General features: G+C 42.7%; 13 protein-coding genes. 8 read left to right on the top strand and 5 right to left on the bottom strand.

Annotated features, from left to right (window positions below):
- Nucleotides 1-135: 135 nt before the first annotated feature.
- Complete coding sequence (locus FTU71_RS02330; RefSeq protein ID WP_004975965.1) at nucleotides 136-1,848, bottom strand: electron transfer flavoprotein-ubiquinone oxidoreductase; 1,713 nt, start codon at nucleotides 1,846-1,848, stop codon at nucleotides 136-138.
- Between the two features lie 195 nt (nucleotides 1,849-2,043).
- Here FTU71_RS02330 and FTU71_RS02325 point away from each other — a divergent pair, with 195 nt between their 5' ends.
- The 5 genes from FTU71_RS02325 (at nucleotide 2,044) to FTU71_RS02305 (ending at nucleotide 6,434) form a co-directional block, all read left to right on the top strand.
- On the top strand, nucleotides 2,044-2,655 hold the full coding sequence (locus FTU71_RS02325; protein ID WP_004975967.1) for a DUF1285 domain-containing protein: 612 nt from the start codon (nucleotides 2,044-2,046) through the stop codon (nucleotides 2,653-2,655).
- A gap of 46 nt (nucleotides 2,656-2,701) precedes the next feature.
- Nucleotides 2,702-3,577 (top strand): glutamate racemase, encoded by an 876-nt coding sequence (murI, locus tag FTU71_RS02320; protein WP_004975969.1) that lies wholly within the window; start codon nucleotides 2,702-2,704, stop codon nucleotides 3,575-3,577.
- An 86-nt stretch (nucleotides 3,578-3,663) separates the two neighbouring features.
- Nucleotides 3,664-4,692 (top strand): DUF4062 domain-containing protein, encoded by a 1,029-nt coding sequence (locus FTU71_RS02315; RefSeq protein WP_096901324.1) that lies wholly within the window; start codon nucleotides 3,664-3,666, stop codon nucleotides 4,690-4,692.
- 65 nt (nucleotides 4,693-4,757) lie between these two features.
- Nucleotides 4,758-5,771, top strand: a complete 1,014-nt coding sequence (gene hemH / locus FTU71_RS02310) for a ferrochelatase (RefSeq protein WP_179993514.1) — start codon at nucleotides 4,758-4,760, stop codon at nucleotides 5,769-5,771.
- Nucleotides 5,772-5,789: 18 nt separating this feature from the next.
- Complete coding sequence (locus tag FTU71_RS02305; RefSeq protein WP_168525227.1) at nucleotides 5,790-6,434, top strand: MBL fold metallo-hydrolase; 645 nt, start codon at nucleotides 5,790-5,792, stop codon at nucleotides 6,432-6,434.
- A 50-nt stretch (nucleotides 6,435-6,484) separates the two neighbouring features.
- On the opposite strand, the gene FTU71_RS02300 is transcribed toward FTU71_RS02305, so the two are convergent.
- Nucleotides 6,485-6,664 carry a hypothetical protein gene (locus FTU71_RS02300; protein ID WP_004975984.1) on the bottom strand — a complete coding sequence of 60 codons (180 nt, stop codon included), beginning with the start codon at nucleotides 6,662-6,664 and terminating at the stop codon, nucleotides 6,485-6,487.
- Between the two features lie 204 nt (nucleotides 6,665-6,868).
- Complete coding sequence (locus FTU71_RS02295; protein WP_004975985.1) at nucleotides 6,869-7,042, bottom strand: DNA gyrase inhibitor YacG; 174 nt, start codon at nucleotides 7,040-7,042, stop codon at nucleotides 6,869-6,871.
- Between the two features lie 85 nt (nucleotides 7,043-7,127).
- Here FTU71_RS02295 and FTU71_RS02290 point away from each other — a divergent pair, with 85 nt between their 5' ends.
- Nucleotides 7,128-7,823, top strand: coding sequence for a tRNA (guanine-N(7)-)-methyltransferase (locus tag FTU71_RS02290; RefSeq protein ID WP_257218282.1), 696 nt, complete (start codon nucleotides 7,128-7,130; stop codon nucleotides 7,821-7,823).
- Nucleotides 7,824-7,829: 6 nt separating this feature from the next.
- The gene (locus FTU71_RS02285; protein ID WP_179993516.1) at nucleotides 7,830-9,032 is read left to right on the top strand and encodes a TIGR03862 family flavoprotein; all 1,203 of its coding nucleotides are present in this window, start codon (nucleotides 7,830-7,832) and stop codon (nucleotides 9,030-9,032) included.
- A gap of 6 nt (nucleotides 9,033-9,038) precedes the next feature.
- Here the strand turns inward: FTU71_RS02285 and FTU71_RS02280 are convergent, their stop codons facing one another.
- Both FTU71_RS02280 and FTU71_RS02275 read right to left on the bottom strand, forming a co-directional pair.
- On the bottom strand, nucleotides 9,039-9,593 hold the full coding sequence (locus FTU71_RS02280; RefSeq protein WP_179993517.1) for a hypothetical protein: 555 nt from the start codon (nucleotides 9,591-9,593) through the stop codon (nucleotides 9,039-9,041).
- Nucleotides 9,594-9,607: 14 nt separating this feature from the next.
- The gene (locus FTU71_RS02275; RefSeq protein ID WP_179993518.1) at nucleotides 9,608-10,384 is read right to left on the bottom strand and encodes a class I SAM-dependent methyltransferase; all 777 of its coding nucleotides are present in this window, start codon (nucleotides 10,382-10,384) and stop codon (nucleotides 9,608-9,610) included.
- Between the two features lie 120 nt (nucleotides 10,385-10,504).
- On the opposite strand from FTU71_RS02275, the gene FTU71_RS02270 reads away from it, so the two are divergent.
- Nucleotides 10,505-11,773 (top strand): hypothetical protein, encoded by a 1,269-nt coding sequence (locus FTU71_RS02270; protein WP_168460381.1) that lies wholly within the window; start codon nucleotides 10,505-10,507, stop codon nucleotides 11,771-11,773.
- The last annotated feature ends 116 nt before the right edge of the window (nucleotides 11,774-11,889 follow it).

Genomic DNA, 11,889 nt, shown 5'->3' with positions numbered 1-11,889 from the left:
ATTCAATCGCCTGCTTTTGAATAGAGAAATACCTGAAAAATGTAAGGGATTATGAGACCTTGGTAATTTTGTAAACTGTGTATAAAAAAGCAGTGCCGAGGCACTGCTTTTGGGTTTCTCAATTGCGATTCGCAATTACATATTCGGGTAATTCGGACCACCGCCACCTTCAGGTGTTACCCAAGTGATGTTCTGTGATGGGTCTTTAATGTCACAAGTCTTACAGTGAACACAGTTGGCTGCGTTAATCTGGAAGCGTTTTGAACCATCATCATTTTCCATGATTTCATAAACACCCGCAGGGCAGTAGCGCTGTGCAGGCTCATCCCATTTAGGTAAGTTTACGTTCACTGGAATAGAGGTATCTGTCAACTTTAAGTGTGCTGGCTGATTTTCTTCATGTACGGTATTCGATACAAACACTGAAGATAAACGGTCAAAAGTCAGCTTGCCATCTGGTTTTGGATAGTTCGGTTTAAAGCTGGTTGCATCTACAGTTTTGAGTGCGCTGAAATCAGGCACTAAATCATGCAAAGTAAATGGTACTTTAAACACGTTCTGGTCGATAAAGTTAAACGCACCACCCATCCATTGACCAAACTTATGCATTGCAGGGCCAAAGTTACGTGCGCTATAAAGTTCTTCTTTCAGCCAGCTGTTGTTGAATTTTTCAGTGTAAGCCGTTAGCTCTTTCACAAAGAAATCTTCGCCTTCAGTTACGCGAGCAATCGCCAAGTCACCGCCTTTTGCGACACCTGCAGCAATCGCTTCAAATACTGCTTCACCGCAAAGCATGCCAGACTTCATGGCGGTATGAGAGCCTTTGATTTTGGCAAAGTTTAAGAAGCCTGCATCATCACCAATTAAAGAACCACCTGGGAAGGTGAATTTTGGCAATGAGTTAAAGCCACCTTTGGTCACAGCACGTGCACCATAAGAAATACGCTTGCCGCCTTCTAGATACTGTTTAATTAGAGGGTGAGTTTTCCAGCGCTGCATTTCCATAAATGGATACATGTGTGGGTTGGTATACGACAAGTCCACAATCATACCCAAAGTCACTTGGTTGTTTTCTGCGTGGTATAACCACCAACCGCCTGAAGAACCTGTTTCACTTAATGGCCAGCCTGCACCGTGCATGACTAAACCTGGTTTGTGTTTTGCAGGGTCAATTTCCCAAAGTTCTTTAATACCAATCCCGTAGTGTTGCGGATCGGCATCTTTATCCAAATTGAATTGCTGGATTAAACGCTTACCTAAATGACCACGACAGCCTTCTGCGAAAATGGTGTATTTGGCATGTAGTTCATAACCCGGTGTGAAGTTATGCGTTGGCTCGCCATCTTTACCAATGCCCATGTCACCAGTTTGGATGCCTTTAACCGTACCATCGGCATGGTAAAGAATTTCAGATGCCGCAAAGCCAGGGAAAATAGAAACTTCTAATTCTTCGGCTTTTTGACCTAACCAACGCACCACGTTGCCTAACGAGATCACGTAGTTACCATCGTTATGCATGGTTTTAGGCACCATCCAATGCGGTGCTTGCTGAGCTTTTTCAGGTGACATCAAGAAGAAAGTTTTATCTTCAGTCACAGGCACATTTAAAGGCGCACCTTCTTCTTTCCAGTTAGGAAATAACTCGTTGATGGCGCGAGGCTCAAGAATTGCACCCGAAAGGATATGCGCACCAACTTCAGAGCCTTTTTCGACCACACAAACGGACAGATCATTTAAATTGTTTTCAATTGCAAGTTGACGAATTTTGATCGCAGCAGAAAGACCCGCAGGGCCTGCGCCTACGATGACTACGTCAAACTCCATCGATTCACGTTCGATGTGTTCCATGTAGGACTCCTCATATAATTGAAGGTGGCAACCGCATCAAGCAACGGTGCTGCCATGAGTATTTTTAGTTGCCAGACACAAATTTAATCGTGTCTTTTACAGTATGGGTAAGTATTGTGAGCTAGTATAGTTTTAAACCGAGTCTTAGCCAATTGGCTGAATCGTATTATTTTTCCGTCAGTAAGGTACTGCAGCATGAAGCATGACGATAATTCAATCAAACCGACAGAAAATGTAGCTACGGCTGATAATAAAAATTTAATGCACATTGCACAATATATAAAAACTGGACAGTCAGGTCACAAAAGATCAATCCCTCCTTTGGAGCAATGGCATCCAAAGCATTGTGGAGCAATGGATTTGCTGGTCAAAGCCAATGGAGAATGGTGGCACGAAGGTCAATTGATCAAACGTCAGGCATTGGTTGATCTGTTTTCTAGTGTGTTATGGAAAGAGCAGGGCAAGTTTTATTTAAAAACCCCAGTGGAACAAATTGAAATCCAGGTAGAAGATGAGCCTTTGTTCATCAATCAGGTTGATGTGGTCGAAATCGGACAGCAAAATTATATTCAACTTATCACTACACATCAGGATATTGTGATTGTTGATGCCGAGCATCCTATTTTTATGCGTGAATATGCAGGTGAGCTGCGTCCTTATGTGCATGTGCGTTTTGGTATTAATGCCCTGATTCAGCGTGCGGCTTTTTTACATTTGGTGGAATTGGGCGAGCTGAGTGAAAATGCGCAGGGCGAAACGATTTTATCGTTGAAAAGTGGTGATTTGCACTTGCATTTAAGCAGCTGAGGTTTAAGCTTTATTCATCCCATTTTGTATTGCTGAATCTCTTGCTATGACAGCCATTCATCCTGTTTCTCCCTTAAATCAAGCCATGCCAAAAGCACAAGCCAGTGCGCCAATTGGTATTTTTGATTCGGGCATAGGAGGCTTGTCAGTTGCCATTGAAATTGCAGAATATTTGCCCAATGAGCGCATCCTTTATTATGCCGATACTGCACATGTGCCGTATGGCCCACGTGATGATCAAAATATTCGAGAACTCACTGCAGCTGCAATCGAATGGTTATATCGACAAGGTTGTAAAGTTGCGGTCGTGGCGTGTAATACTGCTTCTGCTTTTAGTCTAGATTATCTGCGCGATCATTACGGCGAAGATTTTCCCATTATTGGTTTAGTGCCTGCTTTAAAGCCTGCCGTATTAAATAGCCAAAGCAAAACTGTGGCTGTACTTGCGACGCCTGCGACTTTTCGCGGACAACTTATTAAAGATGTGATGCAGCGTTTTGCGATTCCTGCTCAAGTGCAAGTCTTGAATGTCACCAATCTAGATTTAGTGCCTTTTGTTGAGCAAGGGGCGCAAATGAGTGAGGCATGTTTAAGTTCCTTACAGCAGAGTTTGCAACCTGTGGTCGATCAGGGCGCGGACTATTTGGTGCTCGGTTGTACCCATTATCCTTTCCTAAAACCTGCGATTGAGTCCATTTTTGGTCAGAAACTGACATTAATTGACTCAGGAATTGCCGTTGCGCGTCAAACTTCCCGCATTTTAATTAAAAATGAGTTATTATTTGAACAAAGTTTGGCAGATACTTTACAAATTGCGTGTTATGTCAGCGGGAACAATGCAGAACAATTAAAGCCCGTGTTGCAGCATCTTATTCCAGGCAATATTTCTTGGAGTATCGCAAATGTGAGTACTGTGGACTGACTTTAAGATAATTTTTTTATGATTGGGGAAAGGCATTACAAGTAGACGGTGACCGACTTGTAATGGCAATAGGAGAGGGGAAACCAATGCTCGATAAGCGCTATCAGGTCTTTATCTCGACGTCTGGGGCAGATATGCAGCCAGAACGAGTGATCTTGGCACAAACATTGGTGGGAATGGGTTTTTTTTCGTGGGGTTTAGAACAACGTACCCCACTCAGCACTGCATTTGCACGCCGTCAAATTGATGATTGTGATTATGTGGTGATTCTATTGGGCAGCCAGTACGGTGAGCAATCGGTGTCGGGCGTGGGGTATATGCATTTAGAGTATATTTATGCAGTCACCAAGCAAAAGCCGATCATTGTATTTATGCACGAAGACCCAGATTCACGTGATTCATCTTTACATGATGAAAAACCTGAATTGCGTGAAAAATTCAAAGAGTTCCGTAAATTATTACAACAAGAAGTCGATCAGGTGTTTAGCTACCGCACTCTGCGTGATTTAGAGCTTGCTGTCCGCTTTAATATGTCGCAAATGCTAGAACGTTATCCGACTTCTGGTTGGGTGCGCCCGCAAAATACACAAGCTTTGCATGATGAAATTGAACGTTTAAAAAGTAAGTTACGTCAGCTGGAAACCGATGTGGGACAGCGCGAAGCAGACCCGTTTCTAAGCGTATCTAAAGTGTCGATGAATGAATCATATCGTTTTGAATATCGCATGCATGCCTATCAGGATGGTAACTTTAGAGAGCTGAAAGTTGAGCGAAGTTTAAGTTGGGCGCAGTTGTTGGCAATTTTAGGCAATACTTTTATTCATCCAACCCCTGAAGAATATTTTTCGAAACGCATGAATGAATATTTGAATGAAACTGGTTTGGAGGATGCACGTCGGATCATGCCACGTGCGCATGCAGTTGCACGTGCCCAAATCAATATTCGGGCCTTGCATCAGATTAAAATGCAAATGCGTCAAAATGACTGGATTGTGCAGGCGGGGCGTGATGATCGTCAGCGGATGTTGTGGCAAACCACGGCAAAAGCGCAAAAACTTTTAGAGAGCAATTTGCTAGATACCGATCGGGTTTATTCATTTAAAACACCGTATTAATCTCTCAATACAGAGTGAAAAAACTGTTAAAGTAGTCGGGCTCAATCATCAGACACGAGGGCTGAATGTTGTCTACAGCAAAACCCAAAGTAACCGTTCTTTTAGCCAATTTAGGTACGCCTGATGAACCGACTGCAGCAGCGGTTCGCCGTTTTTTAAAGCAGTTTTTATCCGATCAACGGGTGATTGAAATTCCAAAACCGATTTGGCAAATCATTTTGAACTTATTCATTTTGCCATTTCGTCCTAAGCGTGTTGCACATGCTTATGCCATGGTCTGGCAGCAAGATTCACCGATGCGGGAAATTTTGTTGCAACAGGTTGATGCTTTAAAACAGCAGTTATTGCCGCTATATCCTGAGTTTGAATTGAATATTCTACCGGTAATGACCTATGGCAATCCGGGTATTCAACAGGCTTTGGCAGCTTTGAGTCAAAATCCTCAAGATCACGTGATTTTGTTCCCTTTATTTCCACAATATTCGGCAACTTCGACTGCACCTTTATATGATGCCGTTGCCAAATGGGTGCCACAGCAGCGTAATTTGCCGGGCTTATCCATCATTCGTGATTATTATCAGCATCCTTTATATATACAGGCTTTGGCACAAAGTGTACGTGACTTTCAGGCCGAACATGGTGTGGCAGAAAAATTGTTGATGTCATTTCATGGCATTCCACAACCCTATGCAGATAAGGGCGACCCTTATGCCGAGCGTTGCCGTATCACTGCGCAATTGGTTGCCGATGCATTGAATTTAAATGAACAGCAATGGGCAATCAGTTTCCAGTCACGTTTTGGCAAGCAGGAATGGGTTAAGCCCTATACGGATGTTTTGTTAGAAGAGTGGGGGCAGCAGGGGGTGAAATCTGTGCAGATCATGAGCCCTGCTTTTTCTGCAGATTGTCTGGAAACCCTAGAAGAATTAGCGATTCAAAATTCAGAGCTGTTTTTGCAGGCAGGTGGAGAGCAATACGCCTATATTCCTGCCTTAAATACCCGTGCCGATCATTTGGATTTGCTCAATCATTTACTTCAGGCTAATCTTGAGGCTTTAAAGCTTCAGCTCGCCCATTAAATTTTGAGGTCTAGACCTATGTTGCAAGTCAAAATTGTTCCTGTAACTGCATTTCAACAAAACTGCTCAATTGTTTGGGATGCTGAAACCAAAGAAGCAGTTTTGATTGATGCGGGTGGTGAATCTGAAAAATTAAAAGCCGAAGTAGAAGCTTTGGGTTTAACCGTAAAAGCCTTATGGCTAACGCATGGACATTTAGACCATGCTGGTGCAGTGGGTGCTTTGCAACATCACTGGAATGTTCCTGTGATTGGTCCACAGAAAGAAGACGCATTTTGGTTAGATCAGTTGCAAGAAGTGTCTGCGCGTTATGGTTTTCCTATCCCTGAACAAGTCACTGTGAGCCAGTGGTTAGATGGTGGCGAAGTACTACAACTTGGTGAAGAAAGTTTTGAAGTGCGCTATGCCCCAGGGCATACTCCAGGTCATGTGATGTTCTATAACGCCAAATATGGCATTTTGTGGACGGGTGATGTGCTGTTTAAAGGTTCAATTGGCCGTACAGATTTTCCGCGCGGTAATCATCAACAATTATTAGATTCAATTCAGCGCGAGTGTTTCAGTTTGCCAGATGACACCCAGTTTATTTCAGGTCATGGGCCAATCAGCACCATTGGTTTTGAAAAACAGCATAACCCGTTTGTAGCAGGGCAAGCAGGTTAAAAGCAGTGTGTATTTATGCTTTAAGAAAAAGTCAGCAGTCGCTGACTTTTTTATTTGCGAAAGGGATTATTCAGCATTTGTTTGCTTTCAATTGCAAACAGCATTGTGAAAATTGTCAGTAAGATGCCTATGCACAGCATGAGTAAATCATGCGCGTACAGTCCAAAGCCTAAACTGCTGGTAGAGAGTAAAATACACAGCATTACAATTCCTTTTAACATGATTTCCATGGTGAAATGTTCCTAGGTTATTTTTTGCTTTCTTTATTGTTATGTGCAGTGAAGGAGTCACGAATAGTGCAAAGTATAACCTGTGCTAATTCTGCTGAAAGCAATTATAGAACAACTAAATTTTGAATAATTTTTCTAAAAATGTGAAAAATTCCATGAAACTGTGTGTAGTTTTAGGCAATATTTGGCGTGGAAATTTATTGCTTATTCCTCAGAGTTTTCTGCTTGCGGAGCATCTTGGGTGGGTAAACGATACTCGTCATTTGCCCATGCGCCTAAATCAATGAGCTTGCAACGCTCAGAACAAAAAGGACGAAATGGATTGTTTTCCCATTGCGAAGGTTCACCACAACGAGGGCAAGGAAAAGTGCGTGGCATGCTGAACTCCTATGAAAAATACAGGATTGGATTAGGCAAATAGCACCTGACTTGGTAGACTTGTGCCGAATTTTGTAAGTTTGATCTGATTATGCCAATTCGTCAATTTCAAGCACAGCGTATGCATGCCCCTCGTGATTTTCAAGCCATTGCCAATGAATCGATTTGTGTTGAAATTGGTGCGGGAAAAGGCAAGCATGCTTTATTATTTAGTGGGCAACATCCCGATAAAAAATTAATTGCGATTGAGCGTACCCGCGAAAAATTTGTAGCGATGCAAAAACAGCATCAACTTGAAGGTCAGCACAACTTACAAATTGTGCATGCCGATGCCATTCCATGGATTGTGCATGCTTTATTTCCTGCTCAAGTTGAGCAATTCTTTATTTTATATCCGAATCCAGAACCACATAATGCCACCCAGCGTTGGTTGAATATGCCGTTTTTTGAGTTTTTACTGTCACGCCTACAAACAGGCGGCAGTATTACTTTGGTCAGTAATATTCCTGAATATATTGCAGAAGCACAGCAGCAGTTGATTGAGGTGTGGAAGTTGCCATTTATTCAGCAGGATGTTCCAGTAGATTCGGCACGTACCCATTTTGAAATTAAATATTTAGCCCGTGGTGAGCGTTGTCAGGAATTGCGTATCACTAAGCCAGCAGGCTATCAAACTCGTTTTGATGATTTTCAGCCTTTACAGGGACAGCAGCCAGTTTTAATGCCTGCTGAAACAGTTGAAACAAAATCTTCCGCAGACTCAAGCTCAGTTGCCGAGTAAACAGGCATGAAACAGCGCATTGCAATTATTGGTGCAGGCCCTGCAGGCTTAATGGCTGCCGAAGTGCTGAGTCAGTATGCCTATGATGTGCATGTCTATGAGCAGAAACCTTCAGCGGCACGTAAGTTTTTGATGGCAGGTAAAACGGGGCTGAATATTTCACATGCCGAACCGATTGCACAATTTATTCAGCGTTATGATCGGGCGGAATGGTTGGCGCCGTGGATTCAACAATGGGATGCGGCTTGGATTCAAAACTGGATGCAGAGTTTAGGGATTCAGTCTTATGTAGGTTCATCGGGGCGGATTTTCCCACAAGAAATGAAAGCCGCACCTTTGCTACGCGCATGGTTAAAACGCTTGGTTGATGCAGGCGTGCAGTTTCATTATCGGCATCAGGTATGTGATTTAAAGAACAATCAACTCAGTATTCAAAATCTAAGTACAGCGCAAGTTGAACAACAGCAGTTTGCCGCTATTGTGATGGCATGTGGAGCAGTGTCGTGGTCGAAATTAGGTAGTGATGGTGCATGGCAGCGTTGGTTATCTGCCAATGAAATTCAGCCTTTTCAAGCCAGTAATGCAGGGGTGGAATGTCACTGGTCTAACTATATGCAGCCAGTTTTTGGACAACCTTTAAAACGTGTGCAAGCATGGGTGAAAGGCGCTGAACCGAGCATGGGCGATATTGTGATTAGCCATTATGGTTTGGAAAGTGGCTTAATTTATAAGCAAGGGCGAGCATTGCGACAGTTGCAGCACGCTCAACAACCGCTGCAGTTACAACTCGATTTGCTACCCGATTTAACCGTTGAGCAACTCTACCAAAAGTTGCAACCTTCCAAAAAACAGTCTGTAAGCAATATTTGGCGTAAGGCAGGTTTGGATGCCGTGAAGTCTGCAGTCGTGCGTGAGTTGGTGGATAAAGCCCTTTGGCAGCAACCTATGCAATTGGCGCAGCAGATTAAAAATTTAACGGTGCCTTTAAAGGGTTTTCGTCCTATTGAAGAAGCAATTAGCTGTGCGGGCGGAGTCAAACGTGAGGTTTTATCTGCACAATTGCAGTTAAATTCCAATCCACACGTTTTTCTCTGTGGTGAAATGCTGGATTGGGATGCGCCAACGGGCGGCTATTTGCTGACAGCCTGTTTTGCTACGGGACGCGCTGCTGCTGAAGGAGTGCATCAGTATTTACAGCAGCGTCCGTAAAACACGTTATTCATCAAGTTGTGGATATTGCTCACGCCAATGTTCTAGTTGTTGCTGCGCCTGTAGCAAGTCTGCTAAGCCTTGCTGACGTTGTTCTTTACTGACAGGATAAGGTGCAGAAGTTGTATTTTGAGTTGCTAGATATTGCGCTTGCTGTTCCCAATAATGACTCATTAGGCCTTGAATATAACGCCCTTGCGGTGTCTTTAAATCCAGTTCTTTGAGCATACTCAAGGCAGATTGAATGTTGTCCTGCAGGCGATTTTGTGCAAATGCAGCATAGAGTTGTTGGCTTTCATGCAAGCGTTCTAACTCATCTTCCAAATCATTGCTCATTTGGTCATGGCGTTGTTCATAATCCATCAGCAATTGAATATCATGCGGGTCATCCGCAGTCATTTCAAAGGGCTGAATCGCGGCTTGCTCGACCTGAGTTTGCATGATTTGATCTTCAGGGCTGAGTTTGTCTGCATGTTCTACTTTGCTGCGCTCGCAAGCGCTGAGGGAGAACGCCAAAAAAATTGTTAAGGGAGCAATCGCGTGTTTAAAGGTTATTTGCATTTATTTGCTCCCTCTCATTCAACTTTTTGATAGACATACAAATGTGTACAATAGGGAAATTCAATTTCATCTTGCACATGCTTATTCGTATATTCTAATACTAATTGTTCAAATTGTGTTTTGAGTTGTTGTTGCTGAGCGGCAGGCATTGCAGCGATAAAACTGGTCGAGAGTAGACGCTTGGAAACCACTTGCTCGACTGTGCCAACATGCCTGTGGTGAAATTGCTGTTCGTGGCAAAGTTGGAATAAATCTGTATCTGCAAAGACCTGACGCCAGTCTTGATTGTGAAAGCGTGGTGTATCGCCCTCAAAAGGGAGAATCATTTCTGCGAGGGCATTGACCCAATTCACTGAAATATCACGCTGATTCCAGATGAGTAACAAGTGAGCTTGAGGTTTTAAGATTCGGTGAATTTCCTTTAAACTTTGCAGATTGGCAAACCAATGAAAAGATTGCGCACAGCTCACCAAATCTGCACATTGATCGTGCAATGGTAATTGCTCACTTCGTGCTTGAATTGTCTTAACCTGTGGGTAAAGTTGTTCTAATTCGGCTAACATGCTGGCAATTGGATCTACCGCTATAAGCTGAGTTGTCAGTTTGAGCAAATGTGGCAGGAACTTTCCTGTGCCAGAACCCAAGTCTACAATATTGCTATTCAGTGGAACTTGGAGCTGATCTTGCAGGAAAACATCGACTTTTTGCGGGTAACTGGGGCGAACTTGTTGATATAGGTTTGCCCCTAAAGCAAAGCCTTGTTGTGCGGCAGGATGTAGAGATTGTGTCATATTTTGCGATTTTTAATCTGCTGTGCATCTATAAAATAACATATTCACTTTTGAACTTGCGTACAGGGTATTCAAGTTTAAAGTAACGGTTTAATTCAGCGCCTTGGCGCCGGTGTGGGAATGGACAAACACATAATTTTTGAAGACGGACATATCCGCGCTATTTTCATGAAAGGCTCATCTCAGGAGCTGATTTTTTCTTTTGGCGATTTAATTACACGGGCCAAAGGAACGTCTATTAATGCCGAAAAATCACTGGAAAAGTTTCATTTTAATGTGATTGGGGTCATGCCTAAGGAAAAATCATGGTTTCCTGAAGCTTCTATGCGTGCCATGTTGGCAGCCATTCAAGAGCTCATTGCCCCGTTTAAAGTCCGTGTCGGCTATGGCGGCTCTATGGGAGGCTATGCGGCAATTAAGTATTCTAATTTACTGGATTTAAACCGCATTGTGGCTTTGGTGCCGCAGTACTCGATTGACCCTGAAGATATTCACGACGCACGCTACAATATGTTTTACCATGCCGATGTGAATGCCAATATGCGTATTCAAGCGCAGGATGTATCGGCACAGCGTGAATATATTGTGGTTTATGACCAATACTATCCAGAAGATCGTGGGCATTATTTAAAAATACAGCCATTAATTCCGCATTTACATACCTTGCATTTGCCATTTACAGGGCATGATGCGATTGCGATTTTGGCTAACTCAGAATTATTAAATGACTTTTTGACCCATCCTTTTGATGCGCCGTTTTTTTACCAAAAAATTCGCAAGGTGAAAAAGAACAGTAAGTTTTACTACCGTAAAGTGATTGAAAATGTCTTACCGAATCACCGTTGGTCTTTAGGTCGTATTTTAAAATACAACAATTTACAGCTAGACAGTAATTTCTTTGATGCCAAGCTGAAACAAAACCTGATTCGTTCTTTATTGAGCAATAAACAGGTCGATCAGCACGACCTAAACAAATTGGGTCTGCAAATCCAGTTACCGTATGAAAATCGGAATGTATTGCTCGATCATTTTGGTCATGGTTTGGTGTTTAACATCATCAGCCAAAAAATTGAGAGCTATGCAGCAAATGCAATTGCCTTAAACCATAAATTTTTGATTCCGATTTATGCCAAAGGCAGTGGCTTGGTACAAATTTATCTAAACGATGAGCGCTACTTAATTAGTATGAATGATCGTCATGTCATGAAATTATGCAAAGAGCAAGATGCGCTTGCGGCAGGCATGCATCCCTTAATACTGAAAAAATATAGCGACTATTTTGTCTTGAGTTATAAGGATTTAAACCTGAGCAGCGATGAGTTTGGCGGCAACGACTTTGTAGAAGATTTACCAGATACTGCCAAATTTACTCTAGAACTTGAACAGTAGTCTGCAAAGTTTTAAAGCCTTAATTTCTATGGTTTAAATTTTAGACACTTGTATTGTTTTGCCATTGGGCTAAGATGGTCTTGAAACCTTGTTTTATTGATCATTCCAAGGGTAGT

Origin of the sequence: Acinetobacter sp. YH12136, assembly GCF_013418545.1 — a bacterium.
Taxonomy (GTDB): Bacteria; Pseudomonadota; Gammaproteobacteria; order Pseudomonadales; family Moraxellaceae; genus Acinetobacter; species Acinetobacter towneri.
This window is presented reverse-complemented; position numbering and strand designations above follow the sequence as displayed.